The 26,717-nt window shown below is 60.9% G+C and carries 15 protein-coding genes; 7 read left to right on the forward strand and 8 right to left on the reverse strand.

The window, feature by feature from the left end; genetic code table 11:
• Positions 1–82: 82 nt before the first annotated feature.
• Entirely contained in the window at positions 83–1,282 is a 1,200-nt protein-coding gene (locus tag N2601_RS16650; protein ID WP_260303206.1) for an MFS transporter, read from the reverse strand.
• Between the two features lie 254 nt (positions 1,283–1,536).
• Here N2601_RS16650 and N2601_RS16655 point away from each other — a divergent pair, with 254 nt between their 5' ends.
• The gene (locus tag N2601_RS16655) at positions 1,537–2,409 is read left to right on the forward strand and encodes a DMT family transporter (RefSeq protein ID WP_104824833.1); all 873 of its coding nucleotides are present in this window, start codon (positions 1,537–1,539) and stop codon (positions 2,407–2,409) included.
• Positions 2,410–2,545: 136 nt separating this feature from the next.
• Here the strand turns inward: N2601_RS16655 and N2601_RS16660 are convergent, their stop codons facing one another.
• On the reverse strand, positions 2,546–3,019 hold the full coding sequence (locus N2601_RS16660; protein ID WP_260303207.1) for a BA14K family protein: 474 nt from the start codon (positions 3,017–3,019) through the stop codon (positions 2,546–2,548).
• A 175-nt stretch (positions 3,020–3,194) separates the two neighbouring features.
• Here N2601_RS16660 and N2601_RS16665 point away from each other — a divergent pair, with 175 nt between their 5' ends.
• The 5 genes from N2601_RS16665 (at position 3,195) to N2601_RS16685 (ending at position 7,572) form a co-directional block, all read left to right on the forward strand.
• A complete protein-coding gene (locus N2601_RS16665) occupies positions 3,195–3,659 on the forward strand; it encodes a GNAT family N-acetyltransferase (protein WP_199773501.1) in 465 nt (154 codons plus the stop codon).
• A 112-nt stretch (positions 3,660–3,771) separates the two neighbouring features.
• A complete protein-coding gene (locus N2601_RS16670) occupies positions 3,772–4,545 on the forward strand; it encodes an amino acid ABC transporter substrate-binding protein (RefSeq protein WP_104824835.1) in 774 nt (257 codons plus the stop codon).
• Positions 4,546–4,626: 81 nt separating this feature from the next.
• A complete protein-coding gene (locus tag N2601_RS16675; RefSeq protein ID WP_104825273.1) occupies positions 4,627–5,307 on the forward strand; it encodes an amino acid ABC transporter permease in 681 nt (226 codons plus the stop codon).
• The gene (locus N2601_RS16680) at positions 5,304–6,065 is read left to right on the forward strand and encodes an amino acid ABC transporter ATP-binding protein (protein ID WP_104824836.1); all 762 of its coding nucleotides are present in this window, start codon (positions 5,304–5,306) and stop codon (positions 6,063–6,065) included. Before N2601_RS16675 ends, N2601_RS16680 begins: the two co-directional genes overlap by 4 nt.
• A gap of 259 nt (positions 6,066–6,324) precedes the next feature.
• The gene (locus N2601_RS16685; protein WP_260303208.1) at positions 6,325–7,572 is read left to right on the forward strand and encodes a multidrug effflux MFS transporter; all 1,248 of its coding nucleotides are present in this window, start codon (positions 6,325–6,327) and stop codon (positions 7,570–7,572) included.
• Positions 7,573–7,624: 52 nt separating this feature from the next.
• Here the strand turns inward: N2601_RS16685 and aidB are convergent, their stop codons facing one another.
• The 3 genes from aidB to N2601_RS16700 all read right to left on the reverse strand — a co-directional run bounded on the left by aidB (position 7,625) and on the right by N2601_RS16700 (position 12,839).
• Positions 7,625–8,446, reverse strand: a complete 822-nt coding sequence (gene aidB / locus N2601_RS16690; protein ID WP_104824838.1) for an AidB family quorum-quenching N-acyl homoserine lactonase — start codon at positions 8,444–8,446, stop codon at positions 7,625–7,627.
• 74 nt (positions 8,447–8,520) lie between these two features.
• Positions 8,521–11,982, reverse strand: coding sequence for a pyruvate carboxylase (gene pyc / locus N2601_RS16695; RefSeq protein ID WP_104824839.1), 3,462 nt, complete (start codon positions 11,980–11,982; stop codon positions 8,521–8,523).
• A gap of 116 nt (positions 11,983–12,098) precedes the next feature.
• Complete coding sequence (locus N2601_RS16700; RefSeq protein ID WP_104824840.1) at positions 12,099–12,839, reverse strand: helix-turn-helix transcriptional regulator; 741 nt, start codon at positions 12,837–12,839, stop codon at positions 12,099–12,101.
• Between the two features lie 370 nt (positions 12,840–13,209).
• On the opposite strand from N2601_RS16700, the gene N2601_RS16705 reads away from it, so the two are divergent.
• Positions 13,210–14,979 carry a glucan ABC transporter ATP-binding protein/ permease gene (locus N2601_RS16705; protein WP_104825274.1) on the forward strand — a complete coding sequence of 590 codons (1,770 nt, stop codon included), beginning with the start codon at positions 13,210–13,212 and terminating at the stop codon, positions 14,977–14,979.
• Between the two features lie 291 nt (positions 14,980–15,270).
• On the opposite strand, the gene N2601_RS16710 is transcribed toward N2601_RS16705, so the two are convergent.
• From N2601_RS16710 to N2601_RS16720, 3 genes are all read right to left on the reverse strand, one after another.
• Positions 15,271–16,362: a porin gene (locus N2601_RS16710; protein WP_104824841.1), complete on the reverse strand. Its 1,092-nt coding sequence runs from the start codon at positions 16,360–16,362 to the stop codon at positions 15,271–15,273.
• Between the two features lie 348 nt (positions 16,363–16,710).
• Positions 16,711–17,925, reverse strand: coding sequence for an OpgC family protein (locus tag N2601_RS16715; RefSeq protein WP_104824842.1), 1,215 nt, complete (start codon positions 17,923–17,925; stop codon positions 16,711–16,713).
• 92 nt (positions 17,926–18,017) lie between these two features.
• A complete protein-coding gene (locus N2601_RS16720; protein ID WP_260303209.1) occupies positions 18,018–26,528 on the reverse strand; it encodes a GH36-type glycosyl hydrolase domain-containing protein in 8,511 nt (2,836 codons plus the stop codon).
• Positions 26,529–26,717: the final 189 nt, after the last annotated feature.

The raw sequence follows: 26,717 nt of genomic DNA on the forward strand, positions 1-26,717 counted from the left end.
TTCAGGTGGATCACGGAGCGGTCGTTGTCAACCGCTCCGGGCTTCACTTTTGCTCAGGCGATAGCAGGCGAAAGCGACCAAATTAATGCGAGCCGCTGCCAATGCCGTCGGCGTAATGGGCCAGAGACGACAGCGCCAGCACGATGAGCAGCAGCACCGGCAGCGCCATCAGAACCGGCGAAAAGCCGACGTGCTCGGCGGCGAAACCGATGGCGGAAGGAGCGACCAGCATGCCGGAATAGCCCATGGTGGTGACGACGGAGATGCCGATGCCCGGCTGCAGCCCCGGAATATTGCCGGCGGCCGAAAAGGCGATCGGCAACATGTTGGAAATACCGATGCCGCAGAGCGCGAAGCCGACAATGGCAAGTTCCGCATTCGGCGCCAGCGCCGCAAGCAGCATGCCGACAATCGCAAAGACGGTGCAGACCCGCAGCGTCTTGACGGCGCCCAGCCGGTCGCGAACGAAATCGCCGGCAAAGCGCATCGTTGCCATGGTGAGGGAGAAGGCGGCGAAGCCAAATCCGGACAATGTCACCGAAGCGGCCTTTTCCTGGCCGAGATAGAGGGCGCTCCAATCAAGCACCGCACCTTCCGGAATCATGCAGAACAGCGCCATCATGCCGAGCAGCCAGGGCAGGGGGATCATCGGCAAGCGCGCCTTCGGCTTTGCCTCGTCCGGATGCGGCTGGTCGCCGAGCATCATCGGCCAGGCGACAGCGAGGAAGAGAACAGCAAGGGCCGTGGCCGCCTCGGCATGGCCGAGCACGCCCCAGCGCGAGATCAGAAAACCGCCGATCGCCGAGCCGATGAGGCCGCCAAGACTCCAGAACGCGTGACAGGACGACATGATCGCCCGACGCATGGATTTCTCCACCGACACGGCATTGGCATTCATCGCCACATCCATGGCGCCGATGAAGCCGCCAAACAGGAAGATGGCGATCGCGGCAGTCCAGACATTCTGGGTGACGGTCAAGGCGAGCAACATCGGCACCAGCAACACGGCAAAGGCCTTGACGACGATCTTCGAGCCGCGCCCGGCAATCTGCGCGCCAGCCATCGGCATCATCACCAGCGACCCCAGACCGAAGACAAGGATCATCAGGCCGAGCTCGAATTTGGTCAGTTGCAGCCGTTCGGCGAACTCCGGAATCTTTGGCGCCCAGCAGCCGACGGTGAAGCCGTTCATCAAAAACAGCAGGGAAACGGCTGCGCGCGATTTTGTGAAAAATCCGCTTCTACGAGCCTGAAAGCTCCCGGATCGAGTCATATCATCCATAAGAAATCCCCAAATCGGTGGCCGCAGGATATTTAAATCGATTGAAATCTCAACATCCGAAAAGACGCCGATCGGTCACGTTTCGTCTCCGTCTGTTAAAACGGAGGCAAGGAAGTCACAACCGCAAACAATGTTTCTCATGCGGTTTATCCAGCCCATATGGCCTATTGACGGCGAAAAAGTAGCCGCCTATCCGTTGAGCCTTAAAAGAAATTTTCCGCCGGCCTGCCTCAAGCCATTCCCCTGGTGCTTCCGTGAAAAACCCCATCAGCTACGGCATCCTGCTTACGGTGTTTGCCTATATGCTGTTCACTGCCCACGATTCGGTGGTGAAATTGCTCGTCGCCGACATCCCCGTCTGGCAGATCCTCTTCTGGCGCAGTTGCACCATCCTCGCCGGCTGCTTCCTCTTCGAAGGGCCGTCGCTGGCGCGCAAGGTCCGCCGCTCGCCGATCATCAAGCCGATGATCGTGCGCAGCATGTTGCTGGTTATCGCCTGGACCTCCTACTATTCCGCCGCCCGCTACCTGCAGCTTGCCGAAGTGACGACACTTTATTACGCCGCCCCGGTCGTCGGCACGATCCTGGCGACCATCGTCCTGCGCGAGAAGGTCACCCTGGTCCGGTGGACGGCGGTCGGCCTCGGCTTCTGCGGCGTCGTGATCGCCTCCAATCCGGTCGGCCTGTCCATTTCCTGGCCCGTCTATCTGGCGCTGCAGGCCGCCGTGCTCTGGGCGACCGGCATGGTGCTCCTGCGCAAGACCGCGCTGCACGAAAAAAGCCATATCCAGATGGCCGTCTCGAACATCATCTTCATCCTCCTGACCGCCACCATGGCCATCCTGCATTGGCAGACGCCAACCGCCTATCAGATGTTGCTGCTTTTCGGCACAGGCGTCATTGCCGGCGCAGGACAGCTTGCCTTGTTCGAAGGTATGCGGCAGGCGCCGGTCTCCGTTCTGGCGCCGTTCGAATATACGTCCCTCATCTGGGCTTTCCTGCTTGGCTTCCTGATCTGGGGCGACATCCCCAAGGCCAACACCTTCCTCGGCGCAGCCTTCATCCTCAGCGCCGGCTTGATCATCATCGTCAGCGAGCGAATGAAGGGGAAAGTGGCAACGGTTTGACGAGGAGCAGATAGCGGCGGCTGGACTCGTTATGCGCAGTCGGCCATACGCGCGGTTCGACAGCAACCATGGCCTGACTGACCGGCAGCTATCCGCCACCAGTAACCAATCCTAAAAGATGCTTTTTGCGCCATCACTAGTATGGCGCGACGCACGGCCGTCTCGGACCATAGGAGGGCTGGAACGTATCATCGTAAGCCCTGTAGGACCGATAACGCGCATAGCACCAGCGCACATGCGCACTGCCGCCATAGTAGGCTCGTCGGTAATAGCGCGGACCATAATAGCCGCCGTAATAGCCAGGCCCATAATAGCCGCCGCCGTAATAGCCCGACCCGTAATAGCCGCCGTAATAATTCGGCTGCGCCAGTAGCCCGCCGATTAACGCGCCAGCAGCAAGGCCGCCGAGCGCCCAACCCCAGTTGTCGCCGTGGTGGTGATAGTATCCGCCATGATGGTAGTATCCGCCATGATAACCGCCATGCCAGTCTATCGGCTGCGCCTTCGGTGCCTCGACTTTCGGGACAACAATGATGGGAAACGCCTCAGCCGGCGGGACGCTTGTCAGCGCCGTCGCTAGCGACAAGGCAACGATTGCTAGCCTCTTCATTAGCTTCACCTTTCCGTCTACATTGCAGCCGATTATTATAACGCGGAAAGGACGGCGTGGCACTTAATTTCCGAGCTGGCCATGGCGTCGGCAGGGCTGACTTTTGCCGCCATTTCGCACCGGCGGATGCCTCATTCCATCCGGCGCGAAACCAATGCTGTTAATCGGGCTTATGATGACTCGCGAAGCTGGACCGCAAGACAAGGATTGGATCGTCAAGCTCCTCACAGAGCGATGGGGGGGCACGAAAGTCGCCGCCCATGGCGAGATTTTTGACCTGCTGGATCTGCCGGCGCTCGTCGTTGATCCCGAGCGGGGATTGGCAACCTACCGAATACAAGGCAATGAGGCGGAACTGATGTCGCTGGATGCGGTTCACTCCGGCCAGGGCGTGGGAACCGCTTTGATAGAAGCGCTCGCCGATCAATTGCGCCAGCAAAGCGTGTCGGCACTCTGGGTCATGACGACGAACGACAATCTCGATGCCCTCCGTTTCTACCAACGTCGAGGTTTCGAACTTCGGCGGGTTCGACCCGGGGCGGTCGACGAGGCACGGCGGCTGAAACCAAGCATTCCAGGGATCGCCGACAACGGAATCCCCATCAGAGACGAACTCGATTTGTGCCTTCAGCTCCTTTGAGAAAAATATTCGCAATTGCCGAATTCTTTTGCAGTTTTCTACGCTTCACTGCCCTAGATTTTCTGCAATGTATTCCTCATCGATTGAACCGCTCAAGAAACGGAAGAAAACAATGAACTGGTTGAAGACCGTCGCCGCTGCCGCCCTCGTGCAGACCGCATTTCTCCTGCCCGCCCATGCAGGCGATAACCTCAAGGCGATTCAGTCCGCCGGCGTTTTGAAGGTCGGCACGGAGGGCACCTATGCTCCTTTCACCTACCATGACGAAAGCGGCAAGCTCGTCGGCTTCGATGTCGAGATCGCCGAGGCGATCGCCGGCAAGCTCGGCGTGAAGGCGCAGTTTCTGGAAGGCAAGTGGGACGGCCTGATCGCCGGTCTCGATGCCAACCGCTACGACACCGTCATCAACGAAGTCGGCATCACCGATGCCCGCAAGCAGAAATATGATTTCTCCGATCCCTATATCGCCTCCAAGGCGGTGCTGATCGTCAAGGAAAGCAACAGCGACATCAAGGACTTCCCCGACCTCAAGGGCAAGAAGGCCGCACAGTCGCTGACCAGCAATTTCGGCAAGCTCGCCCAAACGTCCGGCGCCGAACTCGTCGGCACGGATGGCTTCGACCAGTCGATCCAGCTCGTGCTGACCGGCCGCGCCGACGCCACCATCAACGACAGCCTCTCCTTCTTCGATTTCAAGAAGCACAAGCCGGATGCGCCGGTGAAGATCGTCGCCCAGCAGGCCAATGCCGATTATTCCGCCGCCATCATCCGCAAGGGCGAGCCGGAGCTGCAGGCCGCCATCAACAAGGCGCTGGCCGATATCAAGGCTGACGGCACCTATGCCAAGATTTCGCAGAAATACTTCGGCCAAGACGTTTCGAAGTAATAGGCATCGCCGCCAAATTGTGAAAAAGATGCGTCCGGAACCCTTTCCGGACGCATTCCTTTATTGAGAGGCCGCTTCTTCGTGCAGCACTGGTTGCAATTGATGTGGGAATCACTGGGCTCGCTGCTTTGGGCGGGGCTCGTCTTCACCATCCCGCTCACCCTGATTACCTTCGTTCTCGGCCTGCTGCTCGGGCTGCTCACCGCGGTCACCCGGCTTTTCGGCCCGCGCCCGCTCGTCGCTGTCGCACGCTTCTATGTCTGGGTGATCCGCGGCACGCCGCTGCTGGTGCAGCTTTTCGTTATCTTTTACGGCCTGCCGAGCCTTGGCATCCTGCTCGATGCCTTTCCCGCCGCCGTCATCGGCTTCACGCTGAGCGTCGGCGCCTATACGTCCGAGATCATCCGCGCCGTCATCTCCTCGGTGCCGAAGGGCCAGTGGGAAGCAGCCTATTCCATCGGCATGAGCTGGCGGCAGGCGATGAACCGCACCATCCTGCCACAAGCCGCACGCGTCGCCGTGCCGCCGCTGTCGAATACCTTCATCTCGCTGGTCAAGGATACCTCGCTTGCCGCGGCGATCACGGTGCCGGAACTGTTCCAGGCCGCGCAGCGCATTGTGGCAACGACCTATGAGCCGCTAATCCTCTATATCGAAGCAGCCCTGATCTATCTTGTGATGAGTTCTTTCCTGTCGACGCTACAGGTCTCTCTCGAACGCCGTTTCGCCCGCTATGGCGGCACGCTGGAGGCACGGACATGATCGAGCTGTCGCACATCGAAAAACGCTTTGGCGAGAATATCATCCTGAGCGACATCAGCCTGCTCATTCCGGAAGGCACGGTGACAGCGCTGGTCGGCCCTTCCGGCGGCGGCAAAAGTACGCTGCTGCGCTGCATCAACCTTCTGGAAATCCCGACCGCCGGCATGATCCGTATCGGCGAGGAGACGGCCACCTTTCAGCCGGGCAAGAAAACCGGCTGGCAGGATATTCAGAAAATCCGCCGCCAGACCGGCATGGTCTTCCAGAATTTCCAGCTCTTCCCGCATCAGACGGCAATCGAAAACGTCATGGAAGGCCTGGTCACCGTGCTGCGCTGGCCGGCCGAAAGGGCGCGCGCCCGCGCCGTCGAGCTTTTGACCAAGGTCGGCATGTCGCACAAGATGGACGCCTGGCCCTCGACACTATCCGGCGGGCAGCAGCAGCGCGTGGCAATCGCCCGCGCGCTTGCCCCCTCGCCCCGCGTTCTTCTCTGCGACGAACCCACTTCGGCGCTCGACCCCGAACTCGCCGCTGAAGTCGTCGACGTTCTCGGCCAGCTCGCCAATGAAGGCACCACCATGGTGATGGCAACGCACGACCTGCGCCTCGCCTCGAAAATCGCCACCAGCGTCGTCTTCCTCGAGGCCGGCAACATCGTCGAAACCGGCCCCTCCCGCGCCATCTTCAGCGCCCCGACGCAGGAGCGCACGAAGCGGTTCATCTCGACGCTGAATGCCGGGCACAGCTACGATATTTGAGCGACAGCGCTGCCGGGCATCCATTGCGCCGGAAAAGGCGCATTGACCGCGCACAGCTTTCCGTCTAGCTCTGGTGTCATGAACACGGCACTCGTTCTCGCAGTGGTAGGAAGGCGCATGGGCAGGATGGTGTAACCATCCGGCGAAAGCACCCATGCGCGGTAAGCAGGCTCCTGACGGGGCCTTTTTTATTGCCCTCAATCCGGGCAGCGCCCCGTCAGATCTCCCTCGACTTCCCACTCACGCGACGGACAAGGCCATGACGCGCACCAAAAGCCGCATAGACCATTCAGCCACGCAAGCAATCGAAGACACGACCATCGGGCAAGCCGCCGCACAGCCGCGGCTAACGACCCTCATCCTGCTTTCCGCCCTTGCCGTGCTGCCGGTCAACATGATCCTGCCGTCGCTGCCGAAGATATCAGCGGCGTTCCATGCCGATTTCGCCCTCGTGAACCTTTCGGTCGCCGGCTTTTCCATCGTCACCGCGTCCCTTGAGGCCATCGGGGGAGCGATATCGGATCGGTTCGGCCGCCGGCCTGTGGTCCTGACGGCGCTTGCGATCTTCATCATCGCCTCGATCGGCTGCGTTCTCGCGCCCGATATCGGCACCTTTCTCGTTTTTCGCTCGATGCAGGCATGCATCGGGCCGTGCTATTCCGTCGCTCTCGTCGTCATCAAGGAAACATCCGACGAGCACGAGGCCACCAGCAAATTCGGCTATCTCGCCATGGGATGGGCGCTGGCGCCCATGGTCGGGCCGCTGTTCGGCGGCTCGCTGGACGAGTTTTTCGACTGGCGCGCAAGCTTCGTCGTCCTCGCGATCCTCGGCATCGCCGCCTTCCTCCTCTCCCTGCGTGAATTGACGGGATCGAGAGCGCCCTTATCGGATGCGCGGAGGAACTACCTTGACTCCTATGGACTGCTTTTGCGTTCGGCGCGATTCTGGGCCTATACGCTCTGCATGGCCTGCTCCATGGGCGTGCTCTATATCTTCCTCGGAGGAGCCCCGCTCACGATAGGCGATTCCCTCGGCGGATCGAGCACCAAGCTCGGCTTCTACATGGGCCTGGTTCCCGCCGGGTTCATTCTCGGCAGCTATCTCGCCGGCCGCTACGCCGCGAAAATCCCGCTCGGCAGGATCCTTGTCATCGCGCGGCTTCTGACCTGCATCGGCCTGTCGATCGGCTTGGCACTGTCCCTGTCGGGAATGACGTATATCTGGGCGCTCTTCGGCCCCTGCATGTTCATCGGCATCGGCAACGGTCTCACCATGCCGGCTGCCAACAGTGGTGCAATGTCGGTCCGGGCGGATATGGTCGGCACGGCTGCGGGGCTCGCCGCCGCCATGAGGATCGCGGGCGGCGCCCTCATCGGCTCGATTGGCGGGTTGTTCATCGCGCAATCGGCGACGATCCATACCCTGTTTGCTCTGATGCTGATATCCGCGGTGCTCGCGCTGCTGGCGGCAGTCTGGGCTGCCTTGATCGAGAAGCAGAGATTGTGAGCGAAGAGAGCCTATCCGATGCGCTTGCTCAGTGCACTGGCCGGCGGATGCTTCACACCGGCGAAATCCTGTAGCCGTTGGAAACCAGCTCCACGCGCCCGAAGCCGGTGATGTGGCCGCCTGCGACGATCCAGCCTTCGCAGACAGCATCTTCCAGAGCAGCCCAGCGGGTTCTGACGGCCAGCTCGGGATCGAGATCATAGGCGAGGCCGATCTTCGGATCGCCGGGCTGCAGATCCCCCAAATGCAAGGCATCGCCCCAGATCAGGAGAGAATCGTCGCCACCGCGCAGCAGATAGCCGGTGTGGCCCGGCGTGTGGCCCGGCAGCGGATGCGCCTCTATATCGGGCAGCACTTCGCCAGCACCGATCCGCTTTATGCGGGAGCCATAGACGCGCTGCAGTTGCTCGGCCACCTTGAAGCCGCCGCGCCGCGCCTCCGGCACAGCCTCGCGCGCGACGGGATCGGTGAAGAAGGCGATATCACGGTCCGATACGAACACGTCTGCATGAGGGAAATACGGCTTGTCTCCATCGAACAAGCCAAGCGCATGGTCACCATGAATATGGGTGAGTAAAACGCTCTGGATTTCATCCGGCGCGATCCTCGCTTCATGCAACGCCGATCGCGCATGGCCGTATTTCGGCCCCCAGGAAGTGCCCGTCCCGGCATCGACGAGAAGAACACCGGAAGGCCCGCGCAGGAGAAAGCAGTTCACATCCACCTGAAGCGTCGGCTTACCCCAGCTTTCGATCGCATGTTGCCGGGCAGCATCGCCATCCGTGTGGATCAACACATCCACCGGCGCTTCGAATAACCCGTCGTGCAGAAGAGTAACGTCGTATTGCCCGACATGCAGGGAATAATCGGTCATGGATGCGACTCCGCTCGCGGGCTGCAGAAAGGGGCCGGATGACGAGCCGCCCCCTTTCCGTGTTTTATGGACGCTCAAGCGCCATATACGACGAGCAGATCCTTTGCGTCGATCTGATCGCCGGCTTTCACCAGCACCTCGGAAATCGTGCCGTCCTTCTCCGCATGCAGCGCGGTTTCCATCTTCATCGCTTCGATGGAGACGAGCACGTCGCCGGCCTTGATCGCCTGGCCGGGCGAGACGAAGACAGTGGAGATGACACCCGGCATCGGCGCGCCGACATGGGCGGCATTGCCGGTCTCGGCCTTGCGGCGGATGGCGCTGCCCGACGCACCATGGGCACGGTCCGGCACCTTGATGCGCCGCGGCTGGCCGTTGAGCTCGAAGAACACCGTCACCATGCCCTTCTCGTCGGTCGCCGTCATCGCCTGGTTGACGATGACGAGCGTCTTGCCCCGCTCGATTTCGGCAAACAGCTCGTCGCCTTCCTTCAGACCGTAGAAGTAAGCCGGCGTCGGCAGCACCGAGACCGGGCCATAGGTGTCGGCCGCCAGCGCATAGTCGGTGAAGACCTTCGGATACATCAGGTAGGAGGCGAATTCGAAGTCGTCGACCTTGCGTTCCAGCTTGGTTTCGATCGCCCTACGATCGGCATCGAGATCGGCCTCAGTGAGCAGCGAACCTGGACGGACGGTATAGGGCTTGTCGCCCTTCAGTGCCTTCTTCTGTAGTGCTTGCGGCCATCCGGACGGCGGCTGGCCGAGATCGCCCTTCAGCATGGAAACGACCGAATCCGGGAAGGCGATATCCTTGGCCGGGTTTTCGACATCGGCGACCGTCAGGTCCTGGGACACCATCATCAGCGCCATGTCGCCGACCACCTTCGAGGACGGCGTCACCTTGACGATGTCGCCGAACATCTGGTTGGCGTCGGCATAAGCCTGCGCCACCTGATGCCAACGGGTCTCGAGGCCAAGCGAGCGGGCCTGTTCCTTGAGATTGGTGAACTGGCCGCCCGGCATTTCGTGCAGATAGACTTCCGATGCCGGTCCCTTGAGATCGCTTTCAAAGGCGGCGTACTGATGGCGCACCGCTTCCCAATAGAAGGAGATACGACGGATCCATTCTGGATCGAGGCCCGGATCGCGCTCCGTTCCCTTCAAGGCCTCGACGATCGAGCCGAGGCAGGGCTGCGAGGTATTGCCGGAGAGCGCATCCATCGCGGCATCGACGGCATCGACGCCGGCGTCTACGGCCGCCAGCACGGTTGCGGCTGCAATGCCCGAGGTATCATGCGTATGGAAATGGATCGGCAGGCCGGTCGCCTCGCGTAGCGCCTTGAACAGGACCTTGGCCGCACCCGGCTTCAAAAGCCCGGCCATATCCTTCAGCGCGATGATATGCGCGCCGGCCTTTTCCAGCTCGACGGCGAGATCGGTATAATATTTCAGATCGTACTTCGGACGGGCCGAATTGAGAATATCGCCCGTATAGCAGATCGCCGCTTCGCAGAGCTTGTTCTCCTCGGCAATCGCATCCATCGACACCCGCATGTTCTCGACCCAGTTCAGGCAGTCGAAGACGCGGAAGAGATCGATGCCGCCCTTGGCCGCCTGGCGAACAAAGTATTTGACGACATTGTCGGGATAGTTGGTGTAGCCGACGCCGTTGGCACCGCGCAGCAGCATCTGCAAGAGCAGGTTCGGCGCGCCCTCGCGGATCAGCGACAGGCGTTCCCACGGGTCTTCGGTGAGGAAGCGCATGGAAACGTCGAAGGTGGCGCCGCCCCAGCATTCCAGCGACAGCAATTGCGGCAGAGCGCGCGCATAGGTGCCGGCAACCCGGGCGATGTCGAAGGTGCGCATACGAGTGGCGAGCAGCGACTGATGGCCATCGCGCATCGTCGTGTCGGTCATCAACACGCGCTTTTCGTTGCGCATCCATTCGGCGAACTTCTGCGGGCCAAGCTGATCCAGGCGCTGCTTGCTGCCGTCCGGAACCTTGCCGTCGCTATAGGGCAAGACCGGTTCGGCCGCCTTCGGCGACGGCGCCGGTCGGCCGCGGGCTTCCGGATGGCCGTTGACGGTGACGTCGGCGAGATAGGTCAAGAGCTTGGTGGCGCGGTCCTGACGCTTGACCTGCTGGAACAGCTCCGGCGTCGTGTCGATGAAACGCGTCGTATAGCTGTTGTCGCGGAATTTCGGATGGGTGATGATCGCTTCGAGAAAGGTGAGGTTGGTCGCCACACCGCGGATGCGGAATTCGCGCAACGCGCGATCCATGCGGGCGATGGCCTCCAGCGGGTTCGGTGCCCAGGCCGTCACCTTCACCAGCAGCGGATCGTAGTAGCGGGTGATAATGGCGCCGGAATAGGACGTGCCGCCGTCGAGACGGATACCGAAGCCGGAGGCCGAGCGATAGGCGGTAATCCGGCCGTAATCCGGGATGAAATTATGTTCCGGATCCTCGGTCGTCACGCGGCATTGCAGCGCATGACCGTTGAGACGGATGTCCTCCTGTTTCGGAACGCCGGACTCTTCGGTGCCGATCGCATAGCCGTCTAGGATGTGAATCTGCGCCTTGACGATATCGATGCCGGTGACGACTTCGGTCACGGTATGCTCGACCTGGATACGCGGATTGACTTCGATGAAGTAGAATTTGCCGGTGTCGGCGTCCATCAGATATTCGACGGTGCCGGCGCCGATATAATTCGTCGCCTCGGCGATCTTCAGCGAATAGGCGGCCAGTTCCTGGCGCTGCGCATCGGTCAGATAAGGCGCCGGCGCACGCTCGACGACCTTCTGGTTGCGGCGCTGGACTGAACAGTCGCGCTCGAAAAGATGCACGACATTGCCGTGCGTGTCGCCAAGGATCTGGCTTTCGACGTGGCGGGCGCGTTCGACGAGCTTTTCCAGATAGACCTCGTCCTTGCCGAAGGCGGCCATCGCCTCGCGCTTGGCCTCCGTCACTTCCTTGGCGAGATCCGCCTCAGCGCGGATGACGCGCATGCCGCGACCGCCGCCGCCCCAGGAGGCCTTCAGCATGACCGGATAGCCGATCTCCTCGGCCATCTTGGCGACTTCCTTCATATCGTCCGGCAACGGCTCGGTGGCCGGCACGACGGGCACGCCGACCGAAATCGCGAGATTGCGCGCTGCGACCTTATTGCCGAGCTGGCGCATCGTATCGGCTTTCGGGCCGATGAAGATGATGCCGGCGGCATCGCACGCATCAACGAATTCCGGGCTTTCCGACAAAAGGCCATAGCCGGGATGGATGGCGTCGGCGCCGGACAGCTTGGCGACGCGGATGATTTCGTCGATCGACAGATAGCTTTCGATCGGGCCGAGATCGCGCGAAAGATGCGGGCCGCGGCCGACCTGATAACTCTCATCCGCCTTGAAGCGGTGCAGCGCGAGTTTGTCTTCCTCGGCCCAAATGGCCACCGTTTTTATGCCAAGCTCGTTGGCGGCGCGGAATACGCGGATGGCGATTTCGGAACGGTTGGCAACCAGGATCTTGGAAATGGGCAATGCTGTCTCCTCACGGCATCGAAACGGGCAATGCTGCACCCGCGAAGAGAATTCTTAACTTCTTGTCACAAGAAGTTCAATTTCTCCTGCGACATCCGACATCAAAATAGTTGCCACTACGGAATAAGCCCGTTTCTGAAGGCGATGGCAACGATATGCTGGCGGTTCTTGGCGTTCAGCTTGTCCTGGATACTATTCATATACCAATCGACGGTGTGATTTGAGATTTTGAGCGTCCGGCTGATTTCCATGGAGGTCATGCCTTCCGCCAGATGGTTCAACACCTCGGTCTCGCGCCTGGTCAGCTTCACGTCGATAGTAGCCGGCTGCTCCAGCGATTGCGCTTCGCCGCGCAGTTCCAGAAGCCGCCAGAAGGCTTTTTTCGCCACCGCATCGAGTAGCGAGAGTTCGACGGGCGACAGATCGACCACATTGCCGCCGACGGTCATGCTGCCGAGCAGGCCGCTGCGCCCATGAATGGGGAAGATATAGCCATCGATCAGCCCGTGGGCGCGGGCATCGGCCATCATCTGCTCCATGCGCCGGCGCAGCGGATCACCCTTCAGCGCCGCCATGGCATCGCGCCAGCGGAAAGGCCGCTGCGCCCGGCCGAGATAACGGATGGTGGGGTCGATAAGCAGGTATTTCTTGGCGACATAGGTGAGCGGCCATTTGTCGGGCCAGCGTCCGGCCAGCATCAGGGTCGTGGGGTCCACATTCGGCCGCGGCTGCTTCAGCAGACCGTAGAAATCGAACTTGTAGGACCGCAGCACCAGTTCCAGCTCCGCCACGACATTCTTGGCAAGCTTGCATTCTTCAATGACCACAAGCAATTGTATTAAGGAATGAATATTCACAGCTACCCCCTGGCTTGAAAGCCTGGTTGTTCGTCAGCAGATGCCGCCTTCATGTTCCGCCTTGCCTCCCGAGTCGGCGGATGGCGGGCAAACATAATCGGATCGAAAATAAATTGAACGTCATTGGCGAAAAATTTAGTGATCAACCCTGAATAGCAATCGCATCGCTGCGCGACAATGCCATGATATAAAGTATTCTTTAATTATCACATTTCTCTGGCAGCCGATTTCGTGCCCTCGCGGCCCCTGACATAAGGGGTAAAAATTACCCTGAAAAAACAGCGTCGGATTCCGTTAATCGCCGGTTCAGGAACCAATCTGTAGCATCCGATCATTCCGAATTTTCGCAGATGCACAGAGGGTGCCCGACGTGTCGTTGTTCAAAGTCTATGCAAGAGCCCTGAAGTATCTTGGCGCGTATCGATACCGCGTCTGGATGGTTGTCATCGCAAACATTGCACTGGCGATGACCACTATTTACGAGCCGGTTCTGTTCGGCCGTATCTTCGACGCCATTGCCAAGAAAGAGGCCGCGGCGCCGACGATGATGCTGTGGGCCGGTTTCGCCGTCTTCAGCGCAGTCGCCTTCATCGTCGTTTCCCGCGAGGCGGATCGTCTCGCCCATGGACGCCGCGCCTCGCTGCTGACCGAAGCGTTTAGCCGCATCATCTCCATGCCGCTCTCCTGGCACAGCCAGCGCGGCACGGCGAGTGCTCTGAATACGCTGCTCCGCGCCTGCGAAGCCCTCTTCGGCCTCTGGCTCGAATTCATGCGCAACCATCTGACGACGGCGGTCGCACTGGTCGTGATGGTTCCCACGGCCATTGCCATGGACCTGCGCCTGTCGGCCGTTCTCATCCTACTCGGCGTCTTCTACTGGATCATCGGCCGTCTGGTCATGAACCGCACGAAGGATGGCCAGACCTCGGTGGAAAGCCATTACAACACGGTGTTCTCGCATGTCAGCGACAGCATCAGCAACGTTTCCGTGCTGCATAGCTACAACCGCATCGAAGCCGAAACCAGGGCGCTGAAGTCCTTCACCGAACGACTGCTCGCCGCGCAGTATCCGGTTCTCGACTGGTGGGCGCTCGCCGGCGCGCTGAACCGCACGGCCTCGACCGTCGCGATGATGGCGATCCTGATGATCGGTACGGTGCTCGTCCAAGACGGCAGCCTGAGCCTCGGCGCGCTCATCACCTTTATCGCCTTCGCCAACGTGCTGATCGGCCGCCTGGAGCAGCTCCGCAACTTTGCCAACCAGATCTTCGAAGCACGTGCCAAGCTGGAAGACTTCTACACGCTGGAAGATTCCGTGCGCGACCGTGAAGAGCCGGCCGGCCTTGCCGAAATCAAGGACGTCAAGGGCGAAGTCGAGTTCCGCAACGTATCCTTCGGCTTCGGCAATACGTCGCAGGGCCTGCACAACATCAACTTCACGGTGAAGGCCGGCCAGACGGTCGCCATCGTCGGCCCGACCGGCGCCGGCAAGACGACGCTGGTCAACCTGCTGCAGCGCGTCTTCGACCCGCAGGACGGCCAGATCCTCGTCGACGGCAACGACATCACCAAGGTGACACGCAAGTCGCTGCGCCGCTACATCGCCACCGTCTTCCAGGATGCCGGCCTGCTGAACCGCTCGATCAGCGACAACATCCGTCTCGGCCGCGAAGGCGCGACCGAAGAGGAGATGGTCCGCGCCGCCCAAGCGGCTGCCGCCAACGACTTCATCGAAAATCGCGAGAGCGGTTACGAGACCCGGGTTGGCGAGCGCGGCAACAAGCTCTCCGGCGGCGAGCGCCAGCGTATCGCTATCGCCCGCGCCATCCTGAAGGACGCGCCGATCCTCGTGCTCGACGAAGCGACCAGCGCGCTCGACGTGGAGACCGAGAACCGGGTCAAGGCGGCGATCGACAATCTGCGCCAGAACCGCACGACCTTCATCATCGCCCACCGCCTGTCGACGGTGCGCGAGGCCGATATCGTCCTCTTCCTCGACAATGGCCGCGTGATCGAAAACGGCAGCTTCAACGAGCTCAGCCAGAGCAACGGCCGCTTCGCCGCCCTGCTTCGCGCCAGCGGTATCCTAACGGACGACGAAGTCCGGAAGGCACATACCACGGAAAACGAAGCCGCCTGATATTTGCAAAGGGCTTAAAGATCGAGGCCGGGAGAGCGATGCTCTTCCGGCTTTTTTGTTGCCGACAGCGCGGAGTTTATCAGGCAAGCACGATGACGCCGCAGCCCTGTGCCTGGCCCCTCGCAAGAAACATCCCCTTCGAATACGGCAACTAAACCAAAAACAAGAAAGGCCCGGCAGGGAACCCGGGCCTTTCTCCTTCTCTGATCGGAGGTCAAATCGGTTTTGGCGTCAAGCTGGAGTCACGGCCGACGTCAAACCGGTTGCGACTGGCGTCAAACCGGGATCAGATCAGAACTTGCGTTCGAAGCGGAGCACGCCGGCCCACTGATCCTTGTCGGCAGCGTCCCAATCCGTGTAGGAGACTTCCGGCTCGATCAGCAGGTCCTTGACCGGACGCCAGGCAACGTTGGCGGTGGCGGCGAGGATCTTCGAGTCGGTGTAAGCGACTTGAGCATTGGCCTGCAGCTTCGGCGTCAACTGGTAGCTGGCGCCCGTCCAGAAGGCCCAGTCGCCCCAGCCGCAATCCGCGCCATTGGTCGGGCAGGCTGAGCGGTTGCTGTTGAGGTAAGAACCGGCATACTTGTTCAGCTTGTCGCCATCCGTGTTCCAGCCGCCCATCAGGAAGGCCTTGAAGTCGCCGAAATCGGCGTCGATGCGAGCCTTGATGGCGCCTTCTTCGACGATCGAGTCATAGCCGCCGATGACCCGGAGGGTCCATGCACCGGCCTTGTAGCCGGCGCCGGCAACAACGTCAGGAGCATAATGATCGGCCTTGCCGGTGCGCCATGCGCCGCCGTAGGACGAGGTGTCGGCCGACGAGTTGGAATCTTCCAGCGAGATCACTGCCGTGAAGCCGTTGCCGGCATCATATTTGTAGGTGAACTGGTTGAGTTCCTTCGGGCCGTCATAGACGACGTCGTCGTTGATGACGTTGCCGGCATAGCCCATGAAGAGGTTGTACTGCGAGTCGAGCTTACCGACGGTGAAGCCGGCGAGGCTGATATTGGCCCAAAGCAGCTTCGTGCTCGTGGAGTTGCCTTCCTGCCAATCCCAACGGTAGACGGTGTTGGTCTTCAGCGGGCCGTATTCGGTATCGCTCGCCGTGTCGATGCTGAGCTCGGCGCGAGTATGCCAAAGCGTACCGTTCTTGCTGTTGGCGTTGTAGGCATCGTACCATTCGCCTTCGGTGCGGACGCGGCCGCCGATCTTCAGGCAGGTTTCCGTGCCGGGAATGAAGAAGTAACCGGCGCCAAAGGCGTCGCAGATGCGAACATATTCAAGCGGCTCCGGCTCGGCGGCCACGATGGCGTCAGCCGCCTGTGCTCCCGAAACGGCAGCCAGAGCAGCGGCCGAACCGAGAAGAAGACTTCTGATATTCATAGATTACTCCAATCCAGTATCGATTGGGCATGAGCTATCGCGCCGAAAAATCGACGTTCCCTACCCCATTCCCGTTTTGACAATCCCCACGAATGCGCCGCGCCCGTCGTTGGGACGCGTATAGCGCCGGGGTGGCGGCACTCCCCGAGCGCCGTCACGGTCCCGATGTAGGCAATTCAATTTTGCACAACAAGATTTCGAGCAATGGAATCTTTGCTGCAACGCACTGGATTGTCATTGCGTTGCAGAAAAATCACGTCACACTTCGTTCACACAAGTGTCGCAAAACGAATTGGGAATATAATTCAATGGATTACGTGTTGTGGTAGCCGATGGCCGCAGAGCCGACTATCGGCGCTTTTCGGTTCGCACCGGCAGTGGAATCGTCGCTATGGACGTCGCAAGGGACGGGCGGCTGACTGCATCCTGCCGCTTATGCTCGAGATAATAGGCATAGGCGAACTGTGCGGCGATCCCGACGAGCACATAGGCGCCGCCAACGGCCGGATCCTTGTCGGTAACGTAGAGGATGACCTGGCCGGCCATGGCGAGGATCGTGCCCGCAACGAAAATGCTGAGGGAATGCCGTCCAAGGATCGTCAACGGATGATCGGCGGACCGACGCAGCAAGCGCGAAACGGACGGCACAGTGATGATGAGATAGGCGAGCGCCAGCACATGTAGCAAGCGCGGCAGCGACAGAAATGTCTTGTCGAAACCGGTGACGACCGTCGGGAGACCAAACGCAGCAAGATGATCGCCCAGCACCCAGAGCTTGTCGGTGACCCAGATGAAGGACAGCACGACATAGGCGAGCGACAGCGCAAACAGGGCCGGATTATAGGATATCCGGCCGCCGCGCTTCACATGCATGACGGCAACGAAGCCGATGACGAACAGGAACTGCCAGGACAGCGGATTGAGGAACCAGAAACCATCCAGCAACGTCGTGTGCGGCGCCATCTGATAGATGCCAGCGACCAGCCAGACGCTGCCGGAAACCAAAAGCAAAAGCAGCGGGCTTCGCGCCTCTAGCACCAACATCAGCGGCAGCATCAGGAACAAGGCGCCATACATCGGCAGGATGTTGTTGTAGCCGATCTGGTGGCCGAGCAACAGCAGGGCCGGAATGCCGCGAGCCGGATCCATCAGCACGGCAAGGATGTTCACCTCGCAGAGCAGGCCCGCCTGGCGGAATACCCATGCGCCGGAAATGAACAGCACCAGCGTGATGAAAGTGGTGATCATATGCGCGGTATAAAGCGTGAAAGCGCGCTTGACCGCCTTTAAGGCAGTTGAAAGCCGGTTGCCCGGCTTGAACCGCGTGCCATAGGCAAGACCGACGGAGATGCCGGAGATCAGCACGAAGGCTTCCGCCCCGTCGGAGAAACCGAAATTCTTGGTGGTCAGCCGCTCGAGGAACTGACCGGGCACATGATTGATGAAGATCGTGATCAGGGCCAAAGCCCTCAGAACATCCAGTCTCGTATCCCGCTGCGTCGTCGCCTTCGGCAAGGTGATTCGCGTTGCCGAGGCCACGTCGATATTTGCCCTGGAATTCATGGACCTCTCCTGTTCCGACAACCAAATGCGATCGGGGCCAAAGAGTTCCCCCTTTGGCCCCGATCGTTGAAGCGAAACAGTGCAGGAAAGCGCTACTGTCCGATCGGATAGCCCTCTTCGGGATGGGCGATCGCCCTGTCATTCACAGACACCAAGTATCCCTTAGCATCGGGCGCTTTTGAGACGGAAATGCGGTATTTTCCGCTCGGCAGATCGAGGTCCGCCGCAAAGCCATCCCACTTCGACGGCAGCGCCGGCTTGACGTAGAGATGGCCATTTTTGACGCGAATGCCGAGAATTCCCTCAATTGCCACGCGATAAAGCCATCCGGCCGAGCCCGTATACCAGGTCCAGCCGCCGCGGCCGGTCAATTGCCCCTCGCCGTAGACGTCGGCGGCAATGACATAGGGCTCCACGCGGTAGGTATCGGCCTCATCACGATTTCGTGCATGGTTCACGGGATTGAGCAGTTCGAAGCAACGCCAGGCATCGTCGCCGCGATTCATCTCTGCCAGTGCCATGACCACCCAGGTCGCGGCATGGGTATACTGGCCGCCGTTTTCGCGCACGCCCGGCGGATAGGACTTGATGTAGCCCGGATCGCGCGCCGACTTGGAGAAGGGCGGCGTGAACAGCCGGATGATGCGGTTATCATCGTCGACTAGCTTTTCGAGAACGGCATTCATCGCCTTCTCGCCGCGCTCGCGGTCGCCTTCGCCGGACAAGATGTTCCAGGACTGCGCGATCGAATCGATCTGGCATTCGAAATTCTCGTCCGAGCCGAGCGGGCTGCCATCGTCGAAATAGCCGCGGCGATAGTGGCCGCCATCCCAGCCCGCCGTTTCCAGCGCCTTGCGCAGTTCCGGCAGATGCTTGGTCCAGCGTTCGACACGCTCCCGGTCGCCCCGCGCTTCCGCATAGGGCAGGAAAGCGGTGAGCGTGCCGGCCAGGAACCAGCCAAGCCAGACGCTTTCGCCACGGCCCTGAATGCCGACCCGGTTCATGCCGTCGTTCCAGTCGCCGCCGAGGATCAGCGGCAGGCCGTTGCCGCCCTTGCGCTTGATCGCCAGATCGAGCGCCAAGGCCGCATGCTGATAGACGCTGACCTTATCCTGCGACACGGTCGGCTGGTAGAAGGCATCGTGCGTACCAGGCATAAGGGCCGCACCTTCGACGAAGGCGAGTTCTTCATCGAGAAGCGACTTGTCGCCGGTCACCGTGCAATACTGGTTGATGGCATAGGCGAGCCAGACGACATCGTCCGAGATACTCGTGCGCACGCCGGCCCCGCTGCCCGGCAGCCACCAATGCTGCACATCGCCTTCGCGGAACTGGCGTTGCGCCGCATTCAGGATCTGCTTGCGGGCAAGCTCCGGCGCATGCATCAGGAAGGCCAGCGTATCCTGCAACTGGTCGCGGAAACCGAAGGCGCCGGAAGCCTGATAGAAGGCAGTGCGGGCCATGATCCGGCAGCCGAGGCTCTGATAGGGCAGCCAGGCATTGATCAGGTTGTTCATCGCCTTGTCCGGCGTCGAGATCTGCAGACGGCCGGTGAAGTTATCCCAGAAGCCGCGGCTGGCCGAAAGCACAGCCTCGAAATCGGCATTGCGGATGTCGGCCACCAATGCGCGCGCCTCTTCGATCGAAGCGGTATCGCCCATATAGAAGCAGATATCCTTCTGTTCGCCGGCTCCGACCGTCAGATCGAAGGCGAGCGCCGCGCAGGGATCGCCGTCGAGATCGGTGGAATTGGAAAGGGCAGCGCCGGAAACGACGGCTTCCGGCATCTGCACCGTGCCGTAACGGCCGATGAATTCGCGGCGGCTGGCCGAGAAGCTCGAATGCGCCTCGCTCGCCGCCATGAAGGCGATACGCTTGGAATAATCGATGCTGTAGGGATTGTTGGCAAACAGCGCGCCGGTTTCCTCATCCACCGACGACAGGATGAACGGCCGTGTCTTGTGCGGATTGATGCCGAGCACCCATTCCGCATAATTGTAGAGCCGCAGCCGGCGGCTACCCTCGCCCGTATTGCGGATGCGCAGGCGGAAAAGCTTGACCGGGCGTTCGCGATCGATCGTTTGCGTCAGCTCCAGCGCTATGCCGCTCTGTTCGCTCGAGAACACCGAATAGCCGAGACCGTGGCGGGCCTCATACTGGACCTTCGGATTGCGCGACAGGGCCGCATAGGGGGTCATCACCGTATTGCTGTCGAGATCGGTCACATAAAGCGCCTCGCCCGGACGGTTGATGACCATGTCGTTGGTCCATGGGGTCAACTGATAGTCGCGCGAATTGTGGCTCCAGGTGAAACCGCCGCCTTCAGCAGGCACATGGAAGCCGAAACGCTCGTTGGAGATGACGTTGATCCACGGATGCGGCGTCGACTGGCCGCCGGCGAGCCGGACGACATATTCGCGGCCATTGTCGGCAAAGCCGCCATAGCCGTTCCAGAAGTCGAGGTCGTCCTGTGCTTCCAGTTCACCGGCTGCAAAGACGGATTTCTGCGGCACCATCGGTACGGCAAGGCGATTGACCGGCGCCGGCCCATCGGACTGCGCCGAACCGAACAGCGTCGCCGCACGGGCGATTTGATCAACAAGCTTGCCGTTACGTGCATGGAAGATCACGCGCGAGGCAGCAAGAATCTGCTGGTAGGTCTCCTGCTCGATCAGATCCTTGCGAACCGAGAAGATATTCTGGCGCAGGCCCTCGCCCTGATTGTGGCGAATATGCTCGACGAGCTTGTCGAGCTCACGTTGCATGTCCTGGGCTTGGTCTACGGCCCGCTCATTGACGATCACCAGATCGGCATTGATGCCGCGTGAACGCAGATATTCCGCGGCACTCAGCGCTTCCCGCGCGATTTCGAGGTCGATATCGTCGTTGATGCGCAGGGTGAAGATCGGGAAATCACCCGAGATCGTCACCGGCCAAAGTGCGGACTGCGAATGCAGGCCGGCCTGAACGGTGGCGCTGTCGGCGCGCAGATGCATGTCCGGATAGACGAGATAGCGGGCAAGCTTCTGGAAGGCTGCGGCCTGCTGCGAGGTGACGCCGACATGGCGCATCTGCATCTGCGTGCGCGTCCAGGCCTGCGTGAGCTCGATGCCGAAGGTATCGGGATTGCGGTAGCGATCGACCGCCTTGTCGACATCCTCGCGGCTCGGTGCGGCGATCGTCCAGAAGATCACGCTGACCTTCTTGCCGGCCGGCACGCGCACGACGCGACGCAGCGACAAGCAGGCGTCCATGGTGAAGCCGTCCGTGCCGGACAGAGTTGCGCCCGAATCGAAAGCGGCGGCTTCCGCGAGCGTCCGGCCACGGCCGAGGAACTTGCGGCGGTCTGTCTCGAATTCCGTCGGGCGCTCGGTGCCGGCATTGTCGACGACCAGATGGGCGATCGACATGTCAGGCTCATTGTAATCGCGCTTGTTGCGCTCGGCGCGGATCACGTCGCCGGTGCTGCCGATCTCGGTGCGCACGAACATGCGCGCAAAGACCGGATGGCCCGAATCGACATCGTCGCTGGCGATTGCCGGCTCGAGATAGGAGGTCACTTCAATGAAGCGATCCTCCGCGCCCATGTTGAGCAGCGTCACACGGCGGCCCTCGGCATCGTGTTCGGTTGCGACGATGCATTCGACATCGCTGGTGAGATCACCAATGGTCTTGCTGTACTCCGCCTTTTCATCGCTGAAGGTGACTTTGACCTTTTCGCCTTCGACGCTACGCGGCTCTGATGTGGCCGACCACCATTGGCCGGATGCGGTATCGCGCAGGAAGATGAAGGTGCCCCAGCGATCTTCCGTCGGATCGGGCCGCCAGCGCGAGACCGACAAGCCATTCCAGCGTGAGTAGCCGGCGCCGGTCGCCGTCAGCATGACGGCGTAATGGCCGTTGGACAGGAAGGCGAGTTCGCGATCGTGCGTCGCCGGATCGGCAATTTTGCGGATTTCCGGACGCAGCATGTCTTCCTGGATATTGGCCGGCTGGTCGCTCTCGTGCTTTGCGGCCATGACAGGGATATCGCGCGGCGCCTTTTCCTGCAGCAGCAACTCGGCCGCTTCGATCACCGGATCGGCATGGAACAGCTCACGCAGGCGTCCGTTGAAGGCGACGTTGGCAATAGCCGCAATCGACATGCCGTGATGGTGGGCATAGTAGTTGTAGACCACCGCGCACTTCTTGCCCTCGGGAACGCGGGTCGGCGTGAAATCGACGGCGTCGTGGAAGCCATAGGTGCCGAGCGCGCCGACCTTGCGCAGCTTCTGCAGGTTTTCGAGCGCCGCTTCCGGACGATACTGGCTGGCCAGAATCGAAGCATAGGGCGCGATGACCGCATTCTGGCCGAGACCGCGCTTCAGGCCGAGCGAAGGCACGCCGAAGTTGGTGTACTGGTAGTGCATGTAGTGGTCGCGGGCGTTGAAGGCCGCTTCCGAAATGCCCCAGGGGATGCCGGCGCCGAGGCGCTTGGCATAATTCATCTGCTCCTGAACAATCAGATTGTTGGTCTGGTTGAGGATACCACCCTGACGCTCCTGCATGACGAGCGGCGGCATCAGATATTCGAACATCGAGCCGGACCAGGAAACCAGAGCACCCCGCGAGCCGATCGGCACGACCTGGCGGCCGAGGCGATACCAATGCTCCGTCGGCAGATCGCCCTTGGCGATGGCGAAGAGGCTGGTAAGACGCGCTTCGGATGCCAGCAAGTCGTAGCAGGCGGCATCGAGTTCGTTGGTTTCAACACGGAAGCCGATAGAAAGCAGGCGCCGTTCCGGACGGTAGAGGAAGGCGAATTCCATACCGAAAGCAGTATCGCGCATGCGGTCGCGCAGCTTTGCCAGACGCTGGCGCAGCGCATCGACATTGGCGAGATCGAAGACGCTGTCGGCAATATGGCCTTCGCAGACCTTCACCAGCGATTCCGACCAGGTGAGCACCTCGCCGCTCTGCTGCGACTTGACCTCATGGTCGAGGTTGGCGGCGAGCTTCTGAATATCATGCGCCAGGACCGACAGGTTGATGATGCGGATCGAGGCGAACTCGTGCTCGCGCTTGACGGCGGCCAGCGCGTTCCGGAAGCCGATGATGCGCTCTTCCAGACGATGACGCAGCGGACGAACGGTCTTGCGGTCATCCGGCAGTTCGGCGAGCATTTCACCGAGAATGCCGGCGACATCGCCGATGCCGTCTAGATTGCCCTGCATATGCGCGGAGGGCGCTTCCGCCCAGATGCGGCAGGCCGACGACACGGCGATCAGGTGACCGGCGAAGTTACCGCTGTCGACCGCCGAGACATAGCGCGCGCCCATCGGCTTCAGCGTGTCCGTATGATACCAGTTGCAGAGATGCCCGCGGAATTTCTCGAGCTTCTCGACGGTCGCCATGGTCTTTTCCATGCGATCAATGGTTTCTTCGAAGGAAATCCAACCGAAATTGCGGGCCGAGATCACGGAGAGCAGGTAGACGCCGATATTGGTCGGCGAAGTCCGCGAAGCGACCACCGCATGCGGCGTCTGCTGCACATTGTCCGGCGGCAGGTGGTTTTGCTGCTCGACCACGAAGGTGTCGAAATAACGCCAGGTGCGCCGCGCGATCTTGCGCAGCTCGGCGGAGACGCCTTCCGGCACTTCGAGCTTGTCTTCGGTTTCCGCCGTCTGGCTGACATACCAGGCGATCGCCGGCGACAGAATCCACAGCAGCGCGAAGGGGATGCCGACGAAGAAGGCATTGTCGCCGGAAAGAGATGCGAAAGCCAATGCCAGCAGCGCCAGCACCGGTGCATGCCACATGACGCGGTAGTGGCCGAGGATCGTCGTCTGCGCCGCGGCCTGGGCGCTGGCCGCCGTGCGCCACTGCAGCATCAGCTTACGGCTGACGAAGGCACGGTAGAGCGAGCGGCCGATGGCGTCGGCCATGATGCAGGCGCCGTCGGCGATGAAGACGATACGCAGCGCGACCTGCGCATTGGCGGCGCGGATATCCGACCAGACCGTATAGAGATGGGCCCGGGCAACGATATCGCTGGTGCGCGGAATGATGCCGTTGATCAGCGACAGTGTCGGCGCCACGAACAGGCAGAAGATCAAGAGGATCTGCCAGATCAGGGCGGCGAACGGCCCCATGAAATACCAGCCGAGAACGGAGGCGAAGAACCAGGCGATCGGCGTCAGCGAGCGGCGCAGATTGTCCATCATCTTCCAGCGGCCGAGGCCGGTGACGCCGCGCTTCGGATTGAAGAGATAGGGAAGCAACTGCCAGTCGCCGCGAGCCCAGCGATGCTGGCGCGAGACTTCAACTTCGTAGCGGATCGGGAAATCCTCGACGAGTTCGCAGTCGGTGACGAGGGCACAGCGCGCCATCGAGCCTTCGAGCAAATCGTGGCTGAGAACCGCGTTTTCCTCGATCTTGCCCTTCAGCGAAGCCTCGAAGGCGTCGACATGATAGAGGCCCTTGCCGGTGAAGGTGCCTTCCTCGACTAAGTCCTGATAGACGTCGGAGACGGCGAAGACATAGGGGTCGAGACCGCGATTGACGGAGAAGACGCGCTGGAACACCGAGGCGTCCTTGCCCGTCGTCAGCGACGGGGTGACGCGCGGCTGCAGCACGCCGTAACCACGCACGACCCGCTTGGTCTCAGGATCGAAGACCGGGCGGTTGGTCGGATGATGCAGCTTTCCGACGAGCTTCGTGACCGTGTCGCGCACCAGGCGCGTGTCGGAATCGAGCGTCATGACGTATTGCACGTTCTTCGGCACGGTATTGGCGCCGGGCAGGAAGGTCGTGTCGCGGTCGCCGCGCAGCAGCAGGTTCAGCTCGTGCAGCTTGCCGCGCTTGCGCTCCCAGCCCATCCAGGCGCCTTCGGCCGGATTGTAAAGACGGCGGCGATGCAGCAGATAGAAGCGCTGCTTGCCGTCCTCGGCATAGCGGGCCGAGAGATTGGCGACTTCGCGGCGGGCGTAATCCAGAATCTCCAGATCGCGTTCGCTCTCTTCTTCCTTGCTGTCCGGCCAGTCGCTCAGAAGCGCGTAATAGACTTCGCCAAGCGGATTGGCGAGATAATGGACCTCGATGTTGCGCACCAGTTCGTCGACGCTGTCGCGATTACCGATCAAAGTCGGCACGACGACCAGTGTACGAGCCTCTTCCGGAATGCCCTCCTTGAACTCATAGCCGACGAGACGCGCCGGCGTGAGGTACATGGTGACCACGAAGTTGAACAGGCCGGTGGCGCCTTCGGATGCCGGCAGCGAGAACATCAACAGCAGGATGATGGTTTCAGCCCAGCCCATGCCAGCCTGGATCATGAAATAACCGACGATCCAGAGAGCGATGACGGTGATCAGGAGAACGGGGGCGGCGATCGCCAGCCAGTTGAACTTGCGCCACTGGCGGACGAAACGCTGCGACAGCTTCGGGCGGAAGCCGATCGCCTTTTCCAGCTTCTCGATCTGCTGGCCGACGATGAAATCGCCGATATTGGGCTCATGCGGCTGCGGCTCGCCCGAGGCCTTGGCCGCTTCGGTCATGGCCATGGCGACCTGGGCTATCTCCATTTCCGTCTTGTCGGAGCGGCGTGCTAGCTTCTCAATGGCGCGGCGATAGCTGTTGCGCGAGCCAGGATCGAGCTTTGCGTAATCGGTCTCGTCCCAGAGCAGCTTGTCGACTGCGCTGACCTCCTCGACCCAGCCCGACCAGTCGGTATCGTCGATCAGCCGCAGGCTTTTGATGATGTTGCCCATCGTCACATTGCCGGACGACAGGCGGTTGTGCTCGGCCATCATGACGGTTTCGGCATCGGTGCCGGCTTCCGTCAGACGCCGTTCCAGCCAGGTGACGGCGAGGCCCGAAGTGTGCGAGCCGTCGCGCAGACGATAGAGGAACTGCGTGGCGAAGGTATTGTCGGACGTATAGGGCTCGAGCGTCCTCAGGAACTCGGTGACCTTGGCGTCGTCATTGAGGCGAATCAGCTCATCGACCGCGGCATTGGCCTTCTTGCGCGTCAGGCGGCTCTGCTCGACGCGGCTGGAGATGCGACGCAGATTGTCAACGAGCACATAGCGCACCAGCGACGGAACCGCCCAGAGCTCACCGATCTTCAGCATGTCGTGCGACTGGAAGCCTTCGACAAGTGCCAAGAGACCCTGGTTGGATACGGTGCTGTGCGTGTGAGCGACATAGAGCCAGGCAAGCGCCAGCGTGCGCGGCATCACCATGCCGTCTATGGTGATCTTCTGCAGTTGATCGTAGTACTTCTTCGGGAAATCGCGGCGGACTTCCTGGATCGCCTCTTCGATGATGTAGTGGTTGTCGAGCAGCCATTCGGCCGCAGGCGTGATCGATTCACCGGCATCGACGTCGGCATTGGCCGAACGATAGACGCGCAGGATCTCTTTTTCGTTCTCCTTGTGCCGGTCGAAGAAATCGAAGGGCGCAAAGCCCGGCAGCTTCGTCGCAGCGCCGTTGCGGGCGAAGATCGAACCGCATTCCCGGATCTGATCGTTGGAGAAATAGGTGGCACGGATCGAATCGTTATGATCGATCTGCTTGGCTTCAGAATCGCGCGGCGGAACAGTGGAGAGGTTTTGAGACGTCATGGATTCGGGTTCTGGGTCCAAACAGAGTGACAGGCATTGTCGCCTTTACCGTTTTTGTCCTGCCCCACACGACTATTCATGCATTTGGACCCTTTGCTTCGCTTCCCGGCGCGCGAAGGGGATGAATTCGAAGTGGCGGCTTAGAACAAACGTATTCAGGCGAAGATTTTCACGGCCTCTTCGTCAGGA

This window comes from Rhizobium sp. CB3060, from assembly GCF_025200735.1.
Taxonomy (GTDB): Bacteria; Pseudomonadota; Alphaproteobacteria; order Rhizobiales; family Rhizobiaceae; genus Rhizobium.